General features: G+C 37.0%; 19 protein-coding genes and 1 riboswitch. Of the genes, 8 read left to right on the top strand and 11 right to left on the bottom strand.

Annotation, left to right across the window (positions count from 1 at the left end):
* Nucleotides 1-4 precede the first annotated feature (4 nt).
* Together WBM60_RS06105 and murI are read left to right on the top strand one after the other, a co-directional pair.
* Complete coding sequence (locus WBM60_RS06105; RefSeq protein ID WP_424259490.1) at nucleotides 5-514, top strand: OmpH family outer membrane protein; 510 nt, start codon at nucleotides 5-7, stop codon at nucleotides 512-514.
* A gap of 244 nt (nucleotides 515-758) precedes the next feature.
* A complete protein-coding gene (gene murI / locus WBM60_RS06100; RefSeq protein ID WP_424259491.1) occupies nucleotides 759-1,547 on the top strand; it encodes a glutamate racemase in 789 nt (262 codons plus the stop codon).
* Nucleotides 1,548-1,631: 84 nt separating this feature from the next.
* On the opposite strand, the gene WBM60_RS06095 is transcribed toward murI, so the two are convergent.
* A complete protein-coding gene (locus WBM60_RS06095; protein WP_424278345.1) occupies nucleotides 1,632-2,132 on the bottom strand; it encodes a dihydrofolate reductase in 501 nt (166 codons plus the stop codon).
* On the bottom strand, nucleotides 2,132-2,515 hold the full coding sequence (locus tag WBM60_RS06090) for a 2TM domain-containing protein (RefSeq protein WP_424276851.1): 384 nt from the start codon (nucleotides 2,513-2,515) through the stop codon (nucleotides 2,132-2,134). The genes WBM60_RS06095 and WBM60_RS06090 overlap by 1 nt, the downstream gene beginning before the upstream one ends.
* A gap of 61 nt (nucleotides 2,516-2,576) precedes the next feature.
* Between WBM60_RS06090 and WBM60_RS06085 the strand changes: the two genes are divergently transcribed.
* A complete protein-coding gene (locus WBM60_RS06085; protein ID WP_424276850.1) occupies nucleotides 2,577-3,662 on the top strand; it encodes an aminotransferase class V-fold PLP-dependent enzyme in 1,086 nt (361 codons plus the stop codon).
* 153 nt (nucleotides 3,663-3,815) lie between these two features.
* Nucleotides 3,816-4,112, top strand: coding sequence for an isoamylase early set domain-containing protein (locus WBM60_RS06080; protein ID WP_424258638.1), 297 nt, complete (start codon nucleotides 3,816-3,818; stop codon nucleotides 4,110-4,112).
* Nucleotides 4,113-4,164: 52 nt separating this feature from the next.
* Here WBM60_RS06080 and WBM60_RS06075 read toward each other — a convergent pair whose 3' ends face one another.
* From WBM60_RS06075 to WBM60_RS06040, 8 genes are all read right to left on the bottom strand, one after another.
* Complete coding sequence (locus WBM60_RS06075) at nucleotides 4,165-4,446, bottom strand: DUF427 domain-containing protein (protein ID WP_424258636.1); 282 nt, start codon at nucleotides 4,444-4,446, stop codon at nucleotides 4,165-4,167.
* 2 nt (nucleotides 4,447-4,448) lie between these two features.
* Complete coding sequence (gene egtD, locus WBM60_RS06070; RefSeq protein WP_424282859.1) at nucleotides 4,449-5,417, bottom strand: L-histidine N(alpha)-methyltransferase; 969 nt, start codon at nucleotides 5,415-5,417, stop codon at nucleotides 4,449-4,451.
* A 16-nt stretch (nucleotides 5,418-5,433) separates the two neighbouring features.
* Nucleotides 5,434-6,594 carry an ergothioneine biosynthesis protein EgtB gene (gene egtB, locus WBM60_RS06065; protein WP_424258632.1) on the bottom strand — a complete coding sequence of 387 codons (1,161 nt, stop codon included), beginning with the start codon at nucleotides 6,592-6,594 and terminating at the stop codon, nucleotides 5,434-5,436.
* Nucleotides 6,595-6,652: 58 nt separating this feature from the next.
* On the bottom strand, nucleotides 6,653-7,477 hold the full coding sequence (locus WBM60_RS06060) for a thymidylate synthase (protein WP_424258630.1): 825 nt from the start codon (nucleotides 7,475-7,477) through the stop codon (nucleotides 6,653-6,655).
* A 109-nt stretch (nucleotides 7,478-7,586) separates the two neighbouring features.
* Nucleotides 7,587-9,047 carry a NupC/NupG family nucleoside CNT transporter gene (locus tag WBM60_RS06055; RefSeq protein ID WP_424258628.1) on the bottom strand — a complete coding sequence of 487 codons (1,461 nt, stop codon included), beginning with the start codon at nucleotides 9,045-9,047 and terminating at the stop codon, nucleotides 7,587-7,589.
* Between the two features lie 18 nt (nucleotides 9,048-9,065).
* Nucleotides 9,066-9,695 (bottom strand): bifunctional nuclease domain-containing protein, encoded by a 630-nt coding sequence (locus WBM60_RS06050; RefSeq protein WP_424258626.1) that lies wholly within the window; start codon nucleotides 9,693-9,695, stop codon nucleotides 9,066-9,068.
* An 85-nt stretch (nucleotides 9,696-9,780) separates the two neighbouring features.
* Nucleotides 9,781-10,749 carry an electron transfer flavoprotein subunit alpha/FixB family protein gene (locus WBM60_RS06045; RefSeq protein ID WP_424258624.1) on the bottom strand — a complete coding sequence of 323 codons (969 nt, stop codon included), beginning with the start codon at nucleotides 10,747-10,749 and terminating at the stop codon, nucleotides 9,781-9,783.
* Nucleotides 10,750-10,808: 59 nt separating this feature from the next.
* Nucleotides 10,809-11,555, bottom strand: a complete 747-nt coding sequence (locus WBM60_RS06040; RefSeq protein WP_424282858.1) for an electron transfer flavoprotein subunit beta/FixA family protein — start codon at nucleotides 11,553-11,555, stop codon at nucleotides 10,809-10,811.
* 185 nt (nucleotides 11,556-11,740) lie between these two features.
* On the opposite strand from WBM60_RS06040, the gene WBM60_RS06035 reads away from it, so the two are divergent.
* The 3 genes from WBM60_RS06035 (at nucleotide 11,741) to WBM60_RS06025 (ending at nucleotide 17,836) form a co-directional block, all read left to right on the top strand.
* Complete coding sequence (locus WBM60_RS06035; protein WP_299164159.1) at nucleotides 11,741-12,718, top strand: pyruvate dehydrogenase complex E1 component subunit beta; 978 nt, start codon at nucleotides 11,741-11,743, stop codon at nucleotides 12,716-12,718.
* A 159-nt stretch (nucleotides 12,719-12,877) separates the two neighbouring features.
* Entirely contained in the window at nucleotides 12,878-15,370 is a 2,493-nt protein-coding gene (locus WBM60_RS06030; protein WP_424276848.1) for a DUF5686 family protein, read from the top strand.
* Nucleotides 15,371-15,457: 87 nt separating this feature from the next.
* On the top strand, nucleotides 15,458-17,836 hold the full coding sequence (locus WBM60_RS06025; RefSeq protein WP_424260696.1) for a sodium-translocating pyrophosphatase: 2,379 nt from the start codon (nucleotides 15,458-15,460) through the stop codon (nucleotides 17,834-17,836).
* 72 nt (nucleotides 17,837-17,908) lie between these two features.
* Here the strand turns inward: WBM60_RS06025 and WBM60_RS06020 are convergent, their stop codons facing one another.
* Entirely contained in the window at nucleotides 17,909-18,523 is a 615-nt protein-coding gene (locus tag WBM60_RS06020) for a deoxynucleoside kinase (protein WP_299164154.1), read from the bottom strand.
* A gap of 343 nt (nucleotides 18,524-18,866) precedes the next feature.
* Here WBM60_RS06020 and metK point away from each other — a divergent pair, with 343 nt between their 5' ends.
* Nucleotides 18,867-20,123 carry a methionine adenosyltransferase gene (gene metK, locus WBM60_RS06015; protein ID WP_424282857.1) on the top strand — a complete coding sequence of 419 codons (1,257 nt, stop codon included), beginning with the start codon at nucleotides 18,867-18,869 and terminating at the stop codon, nucleotides 20,121-20,123.
* Nucleotides 20,124-20,199: 76 nt separating this feature from the next.
* Nucleotides 20,200-20,311, top strand: a riboswitch (SAM riboswitch).
* Nucleotides 20,312-20,448 lie beyond the last annotated feature (137 nt).

The raw sequence follows: 20,448 nt of genomic DNA, 5'->3' as shown, positions 1-20,448 counted from the left end.
AATCATGAAACAGTTTAAAAAAGTAGCAATAGTCATAATTTTATTAGTAGCCGCTACTAGTTTTGTAAATGCACAAAGCAAAATCGCGCACATCAATGTAACGGAATTATTGGGCGAGATGCCAGAAATGAAGGCAGCACAGGCAGAATTAAAAAAACTACAGGAAACATACCGGGCAGATATTGAAAGTTCTATGACGGAGCTTAAGAATAAATATACTCAGTATTCCAATGAAGCTACTTCAAAATCTGAAGAAGAGAATCAAAAAAGAGCTCAGGAACTTCAGGGTTTTGAAAAGAATATTGGAGATGCTCAACAAGCTGCACAGCAGGAATTAGCCAAAAAACAAGCAGAATTGTTTGAGCCTATTTCTATAAAGGCAAAAGCCGCTATAGAAAAAGTAGCTGCTGCTCAAGGCTATGATTATGTGATAGATGCTACCCAAGGTGGTGGTTTAATTGTTGCAAAAGGAAAGGATCTTTTAGCCGAAGTAAAACAGGAATTAGGATTTTAATTTTTGTAATGTTATAACTTATATTAAAACTGTCCTTTTTTAAGGACAGTTTTTTTTGTTTAATTATTTTAAAAGCAACTAGACTTCAATTCTTTTTAGATCATTGACCAATTAGCAGGCAATATTTTACTAATAGCGTAATGGGGTGAAGGGGTTTTTATAATATTTTCTCAGGTACTGAAGCCTTGTTTTAGGAATGTATAACTTTGTTGTTGAAAATTATTTATAGTAAACCGCATTTTACATGAATGCAAAACCCATAGGTATTTTTGATTCTGGAGTAGGAGGTACTTCCATATGGAAAGAAATACATACGCTGCTGCCTCATGAGGATACTATTTATTTGGCAGATAGTAAGAATGCTCCTTATGGTCAAAAAACCAAAGAAGAAATAATTTCTTTAAGTGTCAAGAACACTGAACTTTTGCTCTCAAGAGGCTGTAAACTCATTGTTGTTGCCTGTAATACAGCTACCACCAATGCAATATCATATTTACGAGAAAATTACAAGGTCCCTTTTATAGGTATTGAACCGGCTATTAAACCGGCGGCACTCAATTCCGGAACAGGAACGGTGGGAGTATTAGCAACAAAGGGAACTTTAAGCAGCAGTCTCTTTTTAAAAACCTCTAAGGATCATGCAGGCGAAATAATCCTTGTTGAGCAAGAAGGGGTTGGACTTGTTCCATTAATTGAATCTGGGAAAATAAATTCTACAGAGACGAAACAATTATTGATTAACTATATTAAGCCTATGCTCGAGGCAAATATGGATCATATGGTTTTAGGGTGTACGCACTACCCCTATTTAATTCCGGTTTTAAGGGAAATATTGCCTCCTCATGTGAAAATTATCGATTGCGGTGCTGCTGTGGCCAAGCAAACCCTTGCAGTTCTTAATAAAGAAAATCTCCAAAACCCTAAAAAAACCCCGGGTGAAATTCAGTTTTACACAAATAAGGATACAAAGATCTTAACTTCATTTTTGGAAGATGTTGATGAATTAAAGCAAATCGCATATCTAAATTTTTGAAGCCAATGCCCGCAAAATAAATTATATATTCAATCTATAATTATTGTTTATACCAGGGTTGAAAATGAATAATTTAAATTTTTCCTAGGGTTTCCGTCTTTGATAGGTGAGATAAGTAAAGTTGTAATTATGTCTTTCATCACTTGCGTGAAATTCCTCTTTAGTCAGTTTCCATATTTTTTCATCTATTTCCGGAAAATAGGTATCAGCATCGAAAGATTCATGGACTCTTGTGATTTCCAAGACATTGGCATGGGGCATCCCCAAATCATAGATTTCTCCTCCGCCGATAATATAGGAAAGGGAATCATCCTGTACCAGATTCAAAGCTTCCCCCATTGAATGTACCACAATACAGTGGGGTAATTCAAGATTATATTTGAGGTCTCGTGTAATGATTATATGTGTGCGGTTTGGAAGTGGTTTTGGAAAACTTTCAAATGTTTTCCTGCCCATAATAATTTTATGACCAGTTGTTAATTGTTTAAAACGTTTAAAATCATCCGGAAGGTGCCAGAGAAGATCATTATCCTTTCCTAAGGCATTATTCCTTCCAATGGCAGCTATCATAACAATCTTACCCACTAATCTTTTTTTTTATAATTAGTCATCGGAAAATCGGTTTCAATTTCGTTTTGAAGTTCCTTTATCCGCTGCTTTTGTTTTACAATTAATTTTTCACGTTGTGCACGTTCCCAGTCAATTCCCATAAACTTTTGAGTGACATAGACATTTACTACATGCACAACAAACAAAAACGCCCAGAAAGTAATAGCCCATATAAACCAGTTATATTCCTCACCGTATTTTAGAATTTTGTTTATCAAAATAAGAAATACACTCCCTATAAGAAATAGCACAAAATGAACGTATAGGTCTTTTTTTTGCTTAATTCGTTTATGTGCATACTCGAGCTGTTCATGCTGTTCTCTATCTATAATGGATTCACTTTTATTTTTGGAAAACATTCTAATAGTTATCTTTAGATACAAAGATACAGCAAATCAAAAATTACAATGACTATCAAGGATGCTAAATAATAGAAAATCATATCCTGTCCTTAACCATTGTATTTATGCAAATACTGCGGCATATGGTCTTTTGGGGGAGGAACTTTTGGAGTGGCGTCAAAATCACGATTTGGATTACCTGATTGGAGGCAGTTCTATGAAAATTGAGAGTTTAGGCCTTATAAGCGAGGCAAGAGATATGGTTGGAACGTTTTTTAAGTGCAAGAGTGATCTGGTTGCCCTGGTTCCTAATTTTTCTTTAGGTCTGAACATGTTGCTCGAAGGACTAGATAGCAGAGAACATATTTTGTTACTTGAAAATGACTACCCTTCTGTTAATTGGCCTTTTGAAAGTAGAGGTTTTCAAATTTCTTATGCTAAAATAGATGAAAAGTTAGAACAGAATATTTTAGAAAAAGTCAGGACCAATTCTATAACGGTATTAGCTCTTAGTTTGGTTCAATGGATAAACGGAATACGTGTAGATCTGGATTTTCTTAAATCTTTAAAAGAAGAATTCCCACAGCTTATGATCATTGCAGATGGGACTCAATTTTGTGGGGCTTTTGAAATTGATTTTGAAAATTCGGGGATCGATGTGCTCGGGGCGAGTGGCTATAAATGGCTGTTGGCAGGAACGGGTAATGGATTTATGCTATTCAAAGATTTAGCCAAAGTAAGATTCACAATTAAAACCACTGGATTCAATTCTGCCAATGCCGTTCTCACTGCAAAGAATACAATACCTTTTAATAAACAGTTTGAGCCAGGGCATCTCGATAGTCTGAATTTTGGAAGCCTTAAATGTGCACTGGGCGTTCTGAATGATATTGGTATGAAAGAAATCACGGCTCATAACGAGAATTTAAGTAAAAAGGCTTGTAAGGGTTTTAGCGAATTAGGGCTGTTAAATAAAGATATTATCCATAGAAATCTGCATAGTACCATTTTTAATATTAAAGGCAATAATGCGTTATTTAATCATTTAATGGAAGAAAATATCGTCTGTTCCAGACGTGGAGAAGGTATTCGACTTAGTTTTCACCATTATAATACGGTGGAAGATATAGATTCTATTTTGGAGATCCTTAGAAAGATGAAGTAGAAATTACCTACTTGAGAAAAGAACCCAGACCTTTTTACTAAAGTGAGCTAAAAGACATGAATATTTTAAGAAATCAATAATTATGATTTTAATCATTGGAAATGAGGAATTTAATGTATTATTTTTGCACCGTAATCACATAAATTAAAAAACATGTCAATCGCAAAACAATATTTGAAAACAAAACCAATATGCAAGGTTACTTTTACAGTACCTGCTGAAGATGCAAAAAAAGTAGCTGTAGTAGGAGATTTCAATAACTGGAATCCCAAAGGAAGCATGTTGAAAAAACTTAAAAACGGAACTTTCAAAGGAACGTTTGATTTACCAAAAGAGAATACTTACGAGTTTAGATACCTCGTAGATGGGAATTATGTTAATGAGACAGAAGCAGATCGTTACCAGTGGAATGAATTCGCTGGTTCTGAAAATGCTGTATTAGAGCTGTAATTAACAGTTAGTATTAAAGAGACCGGGATGTTCATGGAATATCCCGGTTTTTTTATTCAATAATTTCTACACCCTTCCAAAAAGCTACAGAACCCTTAATTTGTTTTGCCAGTTCACTGATTTCAGGGTAATACCAAGCCGCATCTTTGTTTTCCACTCCATTAACCTCCAGGGTATAATACGATGCAATACCTTTCCATGGGCATGTAGTATGTGTTGTACTAGGTTTAAAATACTCTTTTTTTATGCTTTCAGAAGGAAAGTAATGATTGTTCTCAACTACAATTGTATCGTTACTTTCGGCTACAATTGTATTATTCCAAATAGCTTTCATATCTATTTTTTTAAAATATAATTTTTATAAAATTTATTCTCATCACTAAAAATTCTGCTTATTTGCATTCCTGCTTTGTCCGCTAACCATGAGACTATATTGTCGTCATATTTTTGCGAAATTTCTGTATGTATAGTTTCCCATGCATCAAAAGTTATGGTAAGATCAAGCCCGTTAATGTGCACTGTCTGATTTTCCCTGGCCACCAAGTAACTTTTGGCAGTACCTGTTGCCGGATCGTATACTTCCCAGTGCAAGAACTTATTGAGATCAAAATTGGCATCCAACTCGCTATTTATTCTTGCTAACAAATTTTTATTAAACCTTTCGGTTATCCCTGCAGCATCATTATAGGCATTTAGGATGGTCTGCGGATCTTTTTTTTGATCAAAACCAATAAACAAAAGATCATCATCAGTCATTAATTTTTGTATACTCATCAAAAATTCCACTGCCTGCGGATGAAGTAAATTACCAATATTTGAACCCAAAAACATAATGACTTTCCTCTTGTGCTGCATTTTGCAGAGGTTTTCAAGGGTTTCAAAATAGGTGCCCTGTAAAGACGCTACACGTACCGAAGGAAGTTCATTGTTGATTGAATCCTCAAGTTGAATCAGGGCATTCTCGCTAATATCTATCGGCACATACTGAAAAGGAATTCCCTCAGCCACAAGATGTCTTAACAGAATTTTTGTTTTCTTTCCATCTCCTGCACCAAGCTCAATAAGGTTAAATTCCTTTGAATCTTTAAAAAATGCTCGGCATATTTCATCTTTAAATTTATCAAGAATTTTAAACTCGCTATTTGTCAGATAGTATTCTGGCATATCCATAATTTCCTGAAACAACTTATCTCCTTTTGCATCATAGAAATATTTTGAAGATAAATGTTTAGGAAAATCAGTAAGTCCTTTATAGACGTCTTTATGGAATTGAGACGTTGAAATCAATGTTGTTTTTTGTTGCATGCTGATTTTGTCGGAATTATTTGGCCAACCTTAACCCGGTATACTGCCATCTTAGATGGGGGTAAAAAAAATTACGGTATGTGAGGCGCGTATGATTGGATGGCGTGGCGAATGATCCTCCCCGAAGAACTTTCTGACTTACCATAAATTTACCATTATACTCACCTAAGGCCCCTTCTTCTTTCTGATAACCAGGGTAAGGCAGGTATGCGCTTTCTGTCCATTCCCATCGGTCGCCCCATGGAAAATATTGCTGCGCTACTTCCCATTCAAATTCAGTAGGCAAGCGGCAACCTCTCCATTGTGCGAAGGCAAAGGCCTCAAAATATGAAAGATGAGAAACCGGAGTATTCGGATTAATTTTTTGTAGTCCTTCAAGGGTATAACTATACCAATCTCCATCAATAAGATGCCAGTAGAGGGGGGAAGAAATCTGATTTTTACAAACCCAATCCCATCCTTCGGCGTGCCAGAATTCAAATGAAGTATAACCACCGGCATTAACAAATTCCAAATATTCTTTGTTGGTAATAAGTTTATTTGAAATTTCATAAGTATGTAAATACACCTTATGCCTTCCTAATTCATTGTCAAAGCAAAATGTATCTAAGTCGTGGCCAATTTCATATATGCCGGCATCAATTGCGATCCAATCCTGTTGGTGACTTTCTTCCCTGTGTTCTTTAATTGAATCTGAATAGGCTGGTAAAAGCGGATTATTACCTAAAATGTATTTGATATCTGTTAATAATAGTTCCTGATGCTGCTTTTCATGATGTATACCAATTTCTAAAAGTTGAAGTAGATTCTCATCCGAGTTTTTATCTAAAAGTATTTTGATGGCATTTGTTACATAATTTCTATAGGCGTATACTTTTTGGACTGATGGTCTTGAAAGATTGCCACGGTCTGAGCGGATGACTCTTTTTCCCACAGTTTCATAATAGCTGTTGAATACAAATGAAAAGTCCTCATCGTAAACCTTATAATCCTTTAAATATGGTTTGAGCAGAAACTCCTCGAAGAACCAGGTTGTATGCCCAAGGTGCCATTTGGGTGGGGAAACATCTTCTATGGGCTGAACCACATAGTCTTCAATTTCCAGAGGGGCACATATGGTTTCACTTTCTTTTCTGGTGCTTAGGAATGTTTCCAGGAGTGTCTGGGTGAGAAGCATAACGCAGTTTTTCTTTTAAATATAAGAATTTATGCGCGGAGATGAAATTATTTAATAATTACACCGCTACGGCTCCTTTGATATGCGGATACGGATCGTAATACAACAGCTTAAAATCTTCAAATTTAAAATCAAAGATATTTTTGACTTCAGGATTAAGGACCATTTTTGGTAATGACCTGGGCTCTCTGCTGAGCTGGAGCTCTATTTGCTCTAAGTGATTGTTGTATATATGGGCATCGCCAAAAGTATGGATAAATTCACCAGGTGCATAACCGCATACCTGGGCTATCATAAGCGTAAATAAAGCGTATGAGGCAATATTAAATGGAACCCCTAAAAATATATCTGCACTTCGTTGATACAACTGACATGATAATTTCCCATCTGAAACATAAAACTGAAAAAATGCATGGCAGGGGGGCAATGCCGCTTTTCCGTTTGCGACATTTTCCGAAAAGGATTTTGAAGTATCTGGCAATACACTTGGATTCCATGCAGTTACCAGCATTCTTCGGCTATCCGGATTTTCTTTTAAGGTTTTAATGACTTCGGTTATTTGATCTATGTGCTCCCCATTCCAATTGCGCCACTGATGGCCATAAACTGGCCCTAATTCACCATTTTCATCAGCCCATTCGTTCCAGATCCTAACTCCATTTTCCTGCAGGTAATTAATATTGGTATCACCTTTTAAAAACCATAGCAATTCATAAATGATAGATTTCAAATGTAATTTTTTGGTAGTTATCATGGGAAATCCCTCGCTGAGGTCAAATCGCATTTGGTAACCAAATACACTATAGGTGCCGGTTCCGGTCCTGTCTGATTTTTGAGCCCCTGTTTTAAGAACATGCTTTAGTAGATCGTGGTATTGCTTCATAAAAAATAAACTTTCTGAGACGAATTTAATGAAAGATAGATTGGGTTGCTTTTTGAGTTTTAAAAACTTATTAACCAGGCGGGATTTCTAATTGACTTTTAAAAAGGATCTAACCCAATATCATCCCTGCGATTGTAGCGGACAGCAACGAAGCAATAGTTCCTCCTAAAACTGCTCGCATACCAAATTCTGATAGTGTTTTTCTCTGACCGGGTGCTAAGGAGCCTATTCCTCCAATTTGAATACCTATTGAAGCAAAATTGGCAAAGCCACATAACATATAGGTTCCCATGATTATAGATTTACTGTAGGCAAAATGAGTGGTATTTAGCACATTCTTCAGGTCTGCCAATTGCAGATATCCCACAAATTCACTGGCAGCCAGTTTAATACCAAGCAATTGCCCCATAAGCATAATATCTTCAGTATTCACTCCTATTAGCCACATTAACGGGGCAAAAATGGTTCCCAAGATGGCTTCAAGAGAAAAAGACTGATAGGAAGAATTGGCAGCGATCCAGTCATTTAAGCTGGTAAAATCTCCTACCCAACCCAAAATACCATTGATCATGGCTATAAAGGCAAGAAATACGAGTAACATAGCACCAACATTTACTGCAAGCTTTAAACCTTCAGTAGTTCCATTTGCAATCGCATCGAGCAGATTGGTTCCTATTTTATCTGAAGAAATTTGAATATCCTTATTAACTGCTTCGGTTTGCGGGTATAAGATTTTAGATACTACTATAGCTCCCGGAGCCGCCATCACAGAAGCGGCTAACAGATGTTTGGCGAACTGAAGTCTTAACAAGGGGTCATCACCCCCTAAAAATCCAATATATGCAGCCAGAACAGCTCCGGCAACAGTGGCCATTCCACCAATCATTACCAGAAGCATTTCAGACCGGTTCATTTTCTCTAAGTATGCTTTGATTAGCAAAGGAGCTTCCGTTTGTCCTAAAAATATATTGCCCGCAACACTCAGACTTTCGGCACCGGATATACCCAAGGATTTAGATAAAAGCCATGCCAGCCCTTTTACCACTTTTTGAATAATTCCCAGGTAAAATAAAACTGATGTCAGGGCGGAAAAGAAAATAATAGTAGGTAACACCTGGAATGCAAAAATAAATCCGAATTTATCCATATCCACAACAAGACCTTCAAACAAAAATTCACTACCAGCCCTTGTATAATCCAGAATACTTACAAATACTTTCCCAATTGCTTCAAAGGCCGATTGTATAATAGGAACCTGTAAAACACCAATGGCTATTAATAATTGAATAGAAAGTCCAATTCCAACAGTTCTCCAATTAATTCCCTTTCGGTTTGCACTAAAGATATAGGATATAAATATGAGTATAAACATCCCCAAGGTGCCTCTCCAAAATGAGTTAAATGAGAATCCCTGATTAGGAGTTATGATGTCCAGAGTCTGGGTGGAAATGTCATTTATGGTAGTGGTATCTATGGTAATCGACAGAGAATCGGGAATAAGAACTGTCTGAGCTGCTAAAGGAAATGAAAAAGTCAATAAAAATAAAAGAATCCAAAACCTAAGGTTCATAGAAGAGATGCTATATTATCAATTGCGTTTGGATATTTCATCCCTTAGTTTCGCAGCTTTTTCATAGTCTTCGTTGGCCACCGCCTTGGCTAACTCTTTGTTAAGTTCCTCGAGGCTTAATTCTTTATACGGAGTAGTAGTACCCGGATCTATTTCTACGGTTTCACCCTCCTGTAAAATTTCATCAACCACTATACTGTCATCACCCTCTTCTTTCTCCTTATCCTTGGATGAAAACTTAAGGAAAATACCCGCTTTGTCTAGAATGGTTTTATAAGTAAAAATGGGTGCGTTAAAACGAAGTGCAAGAGCAATGGCATCGCTTGTCCTCGCATCTATTATTTCTTCAATTTTATCACGCTCACAGATAATACTTGAATAAAAGACTCCATCCACCAATTTATGTATGATGACCTGTTTTACGACAATATCAAACCTGTCTGAAAAATTTTTGAAAAGATCATGGGTAAGAGGTCTTGGAGGTTTTATCTCTTTTTCAAGGGCAATGGCAATAGATTGCGCTTCGAAAGCCCCAATGACTATCGGTAATTTTCTATCCCCATCTACTTCATTTAAAATAAGGGCATAAGCCCCATTTTGCGTCTGGCTATAAGAAATACCTTTTATTTTTAACCTTACTAAGCTCATATCTATAAGTAAACCACTTAGGGCTTTTTAAATAAGGGTTATCCAGATATTTAAATAGCCCTTTAGGGGCACAAATTAACAAAAATTAAGCGTTTTGGGCCTTAAATTCTTTTAATTTTTCAATGAGTTCGGGTACTACTTCGAAGGCATCACCCACTATACCATAATCTGCAGCCTTAAAAAATGGTGCTTCGGGATCAGTATTGATTACAACTTTTACTTTAGACGCATTAATTCCGGCAAGATGCTGTATAGCTCCTGAGATACCAATAGCTATATAAAGATTACTGGCAACGGGTTTCCCTGTTTGTCCAACGTGCTCACTATGAGACCGCCAGCCCATATCTGAAACTGGTTTAGAGCATGCTGTGGCAGCTCCGAGAACTTCGGCTAATTCTTCGATCATACCCCAATTTTCGGGACCTTTCAGCCCTCTTCCTCCGGACACGACTATGTCTGCATCGGCTATAGTTGCCTTACCAACTACTTTATCAATATTAACTGATTGAACAGAGAAATCGGAATCAGTTAAGTTGGGTTCAAAGTTTTCCGCCTTAGGACTCACTTTATTTTCAAATATTCCATAGGCATTGCTAGATACCCCAATAATATTTATATCGGTTTTAAACTGCGTATGGGCAAAACCTTTGTTGCTAAAAGCAGTCCTTTTTACCACCAAAGGATTAGTGCTTAATGGCGGAGCAACCACATTAGTGCAATATCCCGCTTTTAGTAACCCGGCGAGTATGGATGCCATATATTTTGTGTCTGTACTTGAACTAACAACAATAGTATTAGCTCCTTCATTTTCCACTGCCTGAGCTATAACTGTTGCGACAGCCTTTGCGTTAAAAATGGAAAGTTTATCATTAGTAACTTTCAAAATTTTTTCAACTCCATAATTTCCAATTTCCTCAGAATCAGACGCATTAATAGATATTGCGGTAACTGAAGTGCCTAATTGTTCCGCTAACTTGTACGCATAAGAGGCAGCCTCGAAGGCATTTTTTTTGAATTTACCGTTATCGGATTCCGTATAAACAAGTACTGACATAATTTTCTTTTAAAGATTAATTTCAAAATTTCGATGAACTTTGAAACCTGATTTAATAATTAGATGACCTTCGCTTCATTGTGCAACAGATCAATTAATTGCGAAATATTATCTGCTTCCACTAATTTCACTGCACCTTTGGCTGCTGGTTTTTCGAATTTAATGTCTTCTGTTCCATGGTTAGCTTTAACTGGTTCCAGAACGTTTAGCTTTTTTTGACGCGCCATCATAATGCCCCTCATATTTGGTATACGAAGGTCGCTTTCCTCTACCAGACCCTTTTGCCCACCAATAATTAAGGGAAGGGTAGTAGAGATATTTTCCTTACCACCGTCAATTTCTCTAACGGCAGTAGCAGTATTTCCTTCAATTTCCAGCCCTATGCAGGTATTTATAAAATTAAAATTTAATATGGCTGAGATCATACCGGGAACCATGCCCCCATTATAGTCAATAGATTCTCTGCCAGCTATAATAAGATCATAATCGCCAGTTTTAATAACTTCGGCAAGCTGCTGTGCAACAAATAGACCATCCGTTGGCTCTGCATTTATTCGAACAGCCTCATCTGCACCAATAGCCAAAGCTTTTCTAATGGTTGGTTCAACGGCAGGTCCCCCTACAGTTGCTACATGAATAGTTGCGCCCTGTTTTTCTTTAAACCACATGGCACGGGTTAATCCAAATTCATCATTCGGATTAATTACAAATTGTACACCATTGGTATCAAATTTAGTATCTCCTTCAGCAAAATTGATTTTGGAAGTAGTATCCGGTACGTTACTGATACAAACTAATATCTTCATACTTATTTCGCGTTTTGTACATTCAAAAAGTAGCTGCTAAGATAGCTATTAATTTTCAAATTTACTATGCATGCATAGTAAATTTTGTATCTTTTTTTAATACACCGGCAGGGTTAATTGGTAGATATTTTCCTATTTTTGTGGGCATTTGTAAATGAATTATATAAAAGGGGGACCACAACTAGATGAAGACCATACAATTTAGGCAGGCAATTGCTGAAGCAATGTCAGAAGAAATGCGAAGAGATGAATCCATTTATTTAATGGGTGAAGAGGTCGCAGAATATAATGGTGCCTATAAGGCATCAAAAGGAATGTTAGACGAATTTGGTCCGGATCGTGTTCTAGATACTCCAATTTCTGAATTAGGTTTTTCAGGAATAGGTGTTGGATCTGCAATGAACGGTAACAGGCCTATCATTGAGTTTATGACCTTTAATTTTGCCTTGGTGGGTATAGATCAGATAATAAATAATGCCGCAAAAATAAGACAGATGTCCGGAGGTCAGTTTAATTGCCCAATTGTATTTCGCGGACCTACAGGTTCTGCTGGTCAATTGGCGGCTACCCATTCGCAGGCATTTGAAAGCTGGTTTGCCAATTGTCCGGGTTTAAAAGTGGTTGTGCCATCTAATCCCAATGATGCTAAAGGACTTTTGAAAACGGCAATTCGCGATGATGACCCGGTAATCTTTATGGAGTCTGAACAAATGTATGGGGACAAGGGTGAAGTTCCTGAGGGAGAGTATACTATTCCCCTGGGAGTAGCTGAAATTAAAAGGGAAGGTAAAGATGTTACTATTGTTTCTTTCGGAAAAATTATAAAAGAAGCTTACAAAGCGGCTGACGAATTGGAGAAAGAAGGTATAAGTTGTGAAATAATTGACCTTCGCACAGTAAAGCCAATGGATCGTGAAGCAATATTGAACTCTGTAAAGAAAACAAACAGATTAGTCATTCTTGAAGAGGCGTGGCCATTTGGAAACGTTGCAACAGAGATTACTTATTTGGTGCAATCAGAGGCTTTTGATTATTTGGACGCACCTGTTGTAAAAATTAACACTGCAGATACGCCTGCACCTTACTCTCCCGTATTGTTGGAAGAATGGATTCCCAACTATAAAGATGTGATTAAGGCTGTTAAGAAAGTGTTATATAAATAAGTTAAATGACTTTGTAAAGGTATCTTAGCTTCGTCAACCAAGGTTGAACGAAGCTTTTTTATAAAAGGAATTCTATTCGAAGTCAATTTACCTTAAACCGTAGCTGCAAATTTTTCATTTTCGATTATTTAGGATCGGGAATTGCAATATGCCATACTAATGAAAAGACTCCTGCTATTCTTTCTTTTATTAACGCCATTATTTATCTGGTCTCAGACAAAAGCTGGTGGTATTGTGGTAGATGAGGAAGGGGACCCTGTGGCATTTGCTAATGTTATATTTAAAGGCTCTACTGAAGGTGCCATAACTAACGAAGATGGTTTATTCTATTTGGAATCTTCAAAAGAGTACAACTCCCTGATCATATCATTTATTGGCTATAAAACCGAAGAATTGGAATTACCGCAAAAGGTAAACTATAATCTCAGAGTTGTCATGTTACAGGGCGAACAGCTGGATGAGGTTGTGGTCTATATGGGGAAACAATCTAAAAAGAATAATCCGGCAATAGATATCCTAAAGAAAATTTGGGCAAAAAAGAAGATTAATGGTCTTCGAATGTTTAATCAATATCAATACGATAAATATGAAAAGGTGGAATTTGACCTTAATTCTATTGATAGTGCCATGATGAAGAGTAAACTTTTCAAAGGAATGGAATTTGTATTTCAGGATCTAGATACTTCGCGAATTACAGGGAAAACCTATTTGCCAATTTTCTTAAATGAAACCTCAAGTAAAGTTTATGGTGACAATATCCTTGCTCAGACCAAAGAGGATGTTTTAGGGAATAAAAATTCCGGATTTAGCAATAATCAGGCTATAATTGGATTTGTAAAGGATCTTTATTCGGAATATGATATCTATGATAAGTATTTAAAGTTTTTTGACAAGAGTTTTCCCAGTCCGGTTTCCGAAGCAGGAATAGATGCTTATAATTACGTGCTTTCAGATAGTGCTTATATAGAGAATAAATGGTGCTACCATATTATTTATTACCCCAGGCGTAAAAATGAACTCACTTTTAAAGGTGATTTTTGGGTAAATGATTCAACGTTCGCCATAAAGAAAATTAATCTGGAGGTTACAAAGAGTGCTAATATAAATTGGGTGAAAGAAATCTATATAGAGCAGGACTTCGAGGTAGTTAATGATTCGGTCTTTTTACTAGAAAGAGATTATATGCTTAGTGATTTTAGCCTCTTTAAAAAAGAGGAGTCAAAGGGGATTTATGGGAAAAGAACTACAGTTTATGGTAATTATATATTTGATATTGAAAGACCAAAACAGTTTTATAAAAATAAGACAGACCCTTTTGATCCTATAACATTTGAAAGAGACAGCGTATTTTGGGAAAATAATCGACTGGAATCCCTAAACAAGGATGAACAGGGGATATATGACCTCTTAGATACTTTAAAGACTGTACCGCGTTTTAATACGGCTTATGACATTGCAAGTATTTTGGCATCGGGTTATGTGGAAATTGATAAATGGAATATAGATCTTGGAAGCATTTACAGCGGTTTTGGGTATAATGAAGCCGAAGGAATTAGATTAAGAGGGGGGGCAAGAACCTATTTTGGACAAAATGATCCCTGGCGAATTGAAGGTTATATGGCCTATGGCTTTAAGGATGAAAAATTTAAGCATGGTATTTCAGGCAAATGGCTGGTAGATAAAGAAACCAGACTAATATTATCCGGGGGTAACCGCAGAGATATAGAACAATTAGGGCTAAACCTCACTCAAACAACCGATGTACTTGGAAGAAGTGTAGCCTCTTCTGCCATTTTTACTGTGGGATCCAATGACAGGCTTACCAATATTAAGCTGTCTACATTTAATGTTGAAATTGAGCCAATTACCAACTTCAGGGTTCGTTTTGGGAGTTCTTATCGTACCTTAAGCTCTGCACTACCTGATGCATTTAGCCTGGATTATATAGATGCTACATCTCCCACGGGGATATCTTCTGAGATTAAACAATTTGAATTAAATACCATTCTATTATACACACCGGGAAAAAAAACTATTGGCAACGGGGTGGAGCGTAGAGATGTAAATGATAATTATAGTACTCTTTTATTAAATTACACAAAGGGGCTGAAAGGCTTATTTCAAAGTGATTTTGAATTTGATAAAATTCAGTTTTCTTATACAAAACCTTGGCAGATTGGAGGTTTTGGCAGATTGTTAAGTACAGTTGAGGTTGGTAAAACTTTCGGAGCCGTTCCACTTGGACTTTTAAGCGTAATACCTGGAAACCAGACCTTATGGACGATCTATAATACATTTCCAAATTTGAATTTTTACGAATTTGTAACAGATACTTATGCCACTGTTCATTTGGAACATAATTTTAATGGCCGGTTTTTATCAAGGATTCCAATTATTCGAAATTGGAATTTAAGGGAAATTGTAGGTCTAAGAGGAGCGTGGGGTACTTTAACCGATGAAAATATTGCACTTAGCAGCCCAACAAACATTCCGTTAATTGCTCCTTCTGATCAAATTTATTGGGAATATTCTTTTGGTATTGGTAATATCTTTAAAATTTTCAGAATTGACTTTAATTTCAGAGGCAATTACCTGGAGAATCCGGATGCCCGTCCTTTTAGTATTAAGGGAACATTTGGTTTTAGTTTTTAAATCTTTCAGGGAAAATATTTAGGCTTTTTTATTCTAATCCATTTTACTACTTTTGCACCCGTTTTAAATAGCTAATAACTAACTAATATGGAATTAATCGTAAACATTTTACCAGCTTTTGGTGTTTTGGCACTGCTTTTTGTATTAATAAAAAATATTTGGGTATCCAAACAGGAAGTAGGCAATGAAAAAATGGCAAGGATAGCCAAAAATATTGCTGATGGAGCAATGTCCTTCTTAAAGGCAGAATACAAAATCTTATCAATCTTTGTCGTGGCTGTGGCCATTTTATTGTATTTCAAGGGGAACGCTGAGGAAGGTTCAAATGGAATGGTGGCCGTTTCTTTTATTGTTGGTGCTATCTGTTCTGCATTGGCAGGATTTATAGGTATGCGCGTTGCTACTAAAGCAAACGTTAGAACAACACAAGCAGCAAGAAAATCCTTAGGTAAGGCTTTGGAAGTAGCTTTTGCAGGTGGTTCTGTAATGGGATTAGGTGTTGTAGGTCTTGGTGTTCTTGGATTGAGTGGGTTGTTTATGATTTACCAAATGATTTGGCCGGGAGCTGAAAATATTCCTATGGTACTAAATGTACTTTCTGGATTCTCCCTGGGAGCATCATCCATAGCATTATTTGCTCGTGTTGGAGGTGGTATTTATACCAAGGCAGCAGATGTTGGTGCCGATTTAGTAGGTAAAGTTGAAGCCGGAATCCCGGAAGATCACCCTTTAAATCCGGCAACCATTGCAGATAACGTTGGTGATAATGTTGGGGATGTTGCAGGAATGGGGGCCGATTTATTTGAATCTTTTGTTGGTTCTATTATTGGTACCATGGTCTTAGGGGCATTTATTTTCACCCCTGAATTCGGTGGATTAGGCGCAGTATATTTACCATTGGTATTAGCTGCAGTAGGTATTGTGATGTCTATTATTGGTACTTTCTTTGTTAAGGTAAAAGACGGTGGAAGCCCGCATAAGGCATTAAACCTGGGTGAATTCGGATCTGGTGCATTAATGATCATTGCTTCATATTTTATTATTACCAACATGTTGCCAGAAAATATTGAAGGTTTGCCTTCCGGAGCAATAGGTGTTTTTTGGGCGACACTTGCCGGTTTAGTTGCTGGTTTTGGGGTTGGTAAAATTACAGAGTATTATACAGGTACCGGGACAAAACCGGTAAAATCAATAGTGCGGCAGTCCGATACGGGAGCCGCTACTAATATTATAGCGGGCCTGGGGGTCGGAATGATGTCTACAGCTATACCAATTTTATTGATAGCCGCAGCTATTTTAGTTTCGCATCATTTTGCAGGTTTATATGGAATTGCGATTGCCGCGGTCGGAATGTTAGCAAATACAGGAATTCAATTAGCAGTTGATGCTTATGGTCCTATTTCTGACAATGCCGGTGGTATCGCCGAGATGGCAGAATTGCCTCCGGAAGTTCGTGAACGTACTGATAAATTAGATGCTGTAGGGAATACTACAGCAGCTATTGGAAAAGGTTTTGCTATTGCTTCTGCGGCATTGACTGCTTTGGCATTGTTTGCAGCCTTTATGAAAGTGGCTAATGTTACTGCAATAGACGTTTCAAGACCTGAGATTATGGCTGGTTTATTGGTGGGAGGGATGCTTCCATTTGTATTCTCCGCTTTATCTATGAATGCTGTAGGTCGTGCAGCCATGGCAATGATAGAAGAAGTTCGAAGACAATTTAGAGACATTCCGGAATTACATGCTGCATTGGAAGTGATGCGCAAGTATGATTCAGATATGTCTAAGGCAAGTGTCGAGGATAGAAAAATATTTGATGCCGCCGATGGGTTAGCTGAATACGACAAATGTGTTGATATTTCAACAAAAGCTTCCATCAAGGAAATGGTATTGCCAGGATTATTGGCTATCGCAGTACCTGTGGCAGTTGGGTTTATTGGAGGGGCTGAAATGCTCGGAGGTCTTTTGGCAGGAGTAACTACTTGTGGTGTGCTTATGGCGATATTTCAATCTAATGCCGGTGGTGCATGGGATAATGCCAAAAAAATGATCGAAGCTGATGGCGGTAAAGGCACAGATGCTCATAAAGCGGCAGTAGTAGGAGATACCGTTGGAGATCCTTTTAAGGATACTTCAGGTCCTTCATTGAACATCCTTTTAAAACTTATGTCTGTAGTAGCTTTGGTGATAGCACCGAGTATTGCGATTTCTTCAGATACTTTAACCGCATATGCTGAGCAAAAAGTAATTACAGAGGTCCAAAAGGAAGTACATGTTGAAATGAATAAAAATGATGACGGTCTTGTAAAGGCAGTTGTTACAATAACTAGTATGGAAAACGGCGTGGATAATACCCGTGAGCTTATTTTTGAAGGAAGCGAGGAAGAAGTAAAAGCACAGATAGAGGCATTACCTGAAACCGATAAGAAAGCGAAAATCCGCATAGAAAAGGTGGAAAAGAAGTGACCGAGGAATAGGGAACTCTTTAAAGTAAAAAAAACCCCAAGCTCAGCTTGGGGTTTTTTTTATTTAATATCTCTAAAAAAGTCCGTGTATTTCAGCATCTATTTTATTAATAACCTCACCGAGATGTTCCGGATTATCAACAAAATCTAATTGATCTACATCAATTACCAATAAGTTGCCTTTTTCATAACCATGGGCCCATGCTTCATATCGTTCGTTCAACCGACTTAGATAATCAATAGATATGGAATTTTCGTAATCCCTGCCTCGTTTGTGAATCTGGTTCACCAAATTAGGGATAGAACTTCTAAGGTAGATTAATAGATCGGGTGGTTGTACCAGGCTTTCCATAAGTTCAAAAAGGCTGGAATAGTTGCTAAAATCCCTGTTGGTCATTAAGCCCATAGCATGTAAATTAGGCGCAAATATGTGGGCATCTTCGTAAATGGTCCTGTCCTGGATTATATTTTTACCCGTTTCCCGGATCTTAAGTATTTGTCTGTATCTGCTATTTAAAAAATAAATCTGCAGGTTAAAACTCCACCGTTCCATCTGATTGTAAAAATCATCCAAATACGGATTGTCAACTACGTCTTCAAAATGTGCCTCCCATCTGTAATGTTTTGCTAAAAGCCTGGTGAGGGTAGTTTTTCCGGCTCCTATATTTCCAGCAACGGCAATATGCATATAGTGTTTAAATTAATGGTTGGTGTCTTAAATTTAAGAGCAACACAATATACAAAGTATAAGCTTGATGAAAAAAAATAGTTGTTGAAATACCGGAGATAATTATATTTTATCATAATTTTTATTTCAACAGAAATTATGTACTTTTGTAACCATTAAATAAGAGGAGGGATTTGACTGATTGCAACCTCTTACACTGAACCCAATTTTAGTTTAGTTTTAAATTATTATTCAGGTTCTGCAAAAGAAAAAATGCTAAAGCAGTTTCTACAGATCAAGTTGTGTTGTAAACTTCTTTTCAAGCATCCGTCAAATCAGTTTTAATTTTTAAAAAGTAAAATTTATGGGCTATTTGTTTACTTCGGAATCTGTAAGTGAAGGACATCCGGATAAGATTGCAGATCAGATTAGTGATGCTTTATTAGATAACTTTTTGGCCTTTGACCCAGAAAGTAAGGTCGCTTGTGAAACCTTAGTAACTACAGGTCAGGTCATATTAGCTGGTGAAGTAAAGAGTCATACTTATGTAGACTTACAACAAATTGCTAGAGATGTTATTAATATAATTGGATATACCAATGGCGAATATCAGTTCAGTGGAGATTCATGTGGAGTCATCTCATTGATACACGAACAGTCTAAGGATATAAATCAGGGAGTAGATCGCGAAAAAAAGGAAGAACAGGGCGCCGGTGACCAGGGTATGATGTTTGGTTATGCGACTAACGAAAGTGAAAATTATATGCCAATGGCATTGGATATTTCACATCTAATACTTAAGGAACTATCCCTGTTAAGAAAAGAACATAAGGAGCTAACTTATTTAAGACCTGATGCAAAAGCGCAGGTTACTATTGAGTATTCGGATGATAATATCCCTGTTAGAATTGATACAATTGTAATATCAACCCAGCACGATGAGTTTGACAAGGATGATGAGATAATGTTATCAAAAATAAAAAAAGACCTTGTTACTGTTTTAATGCCAAGAGTTATAGCAAAGTTGCCGCAGCGCACCCAGAGCTTGTTTAACGATAAGATTACCTACCATATCAATCCTACCGGTAAATTTGTGATTGGTGGGCCTCATGGGGATACCGGTTTGACCGGAAGAAAAATTATTGTTGATACTTATGGAGGTAAAGGAGCTCACGGGGGAGGTGCTTTCAGTGGAAAGGATCCCAGTAAAGTAGACCGAAGCGCCGCTTATGCGGCGAGACATGCAGCAAAAAATTTGGTTGCAGCAGGTGTTGCCGATGAAATACTGGTACAGGTAAGTTATGCTATTGGATTGGCTGAGCCAACTTCCATTTTTGTAGATACTTACGGAACCTCAAAAGTGGCTTTGAGCGATGGTGAAATAGCCCAGAAAGTTTCAGAACTATTTAAAATGAGGCCTTTTGAAATAGAAGAACGACTTAAATTAAGAAATCCCATTTACCTGGAAACGGCCGCCTATGGACACTTTGGGAAGGAACCAAGAATGGTCTCAAAAGTATTTGAATCCCCGTATAACGGTAGGGTTGAAAAAACAGTGGAGTTATTCACATGGGAAAAATTAAATATGGTAGATAAGGTAAAATTGGCCTTCAATTTGTAATTTTTTGTACAAATAATAGGAATTTCAGTTTTTCCATACCTATATTTGCTTTTACTAAGTTCAATCACTTGTTGAAAAGTTATCAAGAAAGGTGGAGGGAATAGACCCTTTGAAGCCTTAGCAACCCTTTGTGTCCAAAGCGAAGAAGGTGCTAAATTCTATCACATAAAAATTGTGACAGATAACAAAAAAGAATTACCTGAGGTAATTTCTCTTTCTTAATAACATTTTAATATTTCCCATTTGCTCAGTGTAGCTCTTAGGCTTTGATTGTGCTGAATTTTATATTTAAGGACGATATAAAGATCGTTTTGTTAACAATTTG

The sequence above is a fragment of the Eudoraea sp. genome (genome assembly GCF_049669105.1).
Lineage (GTDB): Bacteria > Bacteroidota > Bacteroidia > Flavobacteriales > Flavobacteriaceae > Eudoraea.
Note: the sequence above shows the minus strand (reverse complement) of the source record. Positions and strands in the feature narration are given on the sequence as shown.

Bases quoted from the DNA above. Each gene is read 5' to 3' on its own strand.
- murI (WP_424259491.1), top strand. From the start codon at position 759: ATGAATGCAAAACCCATAGGTATTTTTGATTCTGGAGTAGGAGGTACT.
- WBM60_RS06090 (WP_424276851.1), bottom strand. From the start codon at position 2,515: ATGTTTTCCAAAAATAAAAGTGAATCCATTATAGATAGAGAACAGCAT.
- WBM60_RS06050 (WP_424258626.1), bottom strand. From the start codon at position 9,695: ATGAGCTTAGTAAGGTTAAAAATAAAAGGTATTTCTTATAGCCAGACG.
- metK (WP_424282857.1), top strand. From the start codon at position 18,867: ATGGGCTATTTGTTTACTTCGGAATCTGTAAGTGAAGGACATCCGGAT.
- WBM60_RS06045 (WP_424258624.1), bottom strand. From the start codon at position 10,749: ATGTCAGTACTTGTTTATACGGAATCCGATAACGGTAAATTCAAAAAA.
- WBM60_RS06085 (WP_424276850.1), top strand. From the start codon at position 2,577: ATGCTAAATAATAGAAAATCATATCCTGTCCTTAACCATTGTATTTAT.
- WBM60_RS06035 (WP_299164159.1), top strand. From the start codon at position 11,741: ATGAAGACCATACAATTTAGGCAGGCAATTGCTGAAGCAATGTCAGAA.
- egtB (WP_424258632.1), bottom strand. From the start codon at position 6,594: ATGCTTCTCACCCAGACACTCCTGGAAACATTCCTAAGCACCAGAAAA.
- WBM60_RS06060 (WP_424258630.1), bottom strand. From the start codon at position 7,477: ATGAAGCAATACCACGATCTACTAAAGCATGTTCTTAAAACAGGGGCT.
- WBM60_RS06055 (WP_424258628.1), bottom strand. From the start codon at position 9,047: ATGAACCTTAGGTTTTGGATTCTTTTATTTTTATTGACTTTTTCATTT.
- WBM60_RS06020 (WP_299164154.1), bottom strand. From the start codon at position 18,523: ATGCATATTGCCGTTGCTGGAAATATAGGAGCCGGAAAAACTACCCTC.
- WBM60_RS06080 (WP_424258638.1), top strand. From the start codon at position 3,816: ATGTCAATCGCAAAACAATATTTGAAAACAAAACCAATATGCAAGGTT.
- egtD (WP_424282859.1), bottom strand. From the start codon at position 5,417: ATGCAACAAAAAACAACATTGATTTCAACGTCTCAATTCCATAAAGAC.
- WBM60_RS06025 (WP_424260696.1), top strand. From the start codon at position 15,458: ATGGAATTAATCGTAAACATTTTACCAGCTTTTGGTGTTTTGGCACTG.
- WBM60_RS06030 (WP_424276848.1), top strand. From the start codon at position 12,878: ATGAAAAGACTCCTGCTATTCTTTCTTTTATTAACGCCATTATTTATC.
- WBM60_RS06075 (WP_424258636.1), bottom strand. From the start codon at position 4,446: ATGAAAGCTATTTGGAATAATACAATTGTAGCCGAAAGTAACGATACA.
- WBM60_RS06040 (WP_424282858.1), bottom strand. From the start codon at position 11,555: ATGAAGATATTAGTTTGTATCAGTAACGTACCGGATACTACTTCCAAA.
- WBM60_RS06105 (WP_424259490.1), top strand. From the start codon at position 5: ATGAAACAGTTTAAAAAAGTAGCAATAGTCATAATTTTATTAGTAGCC.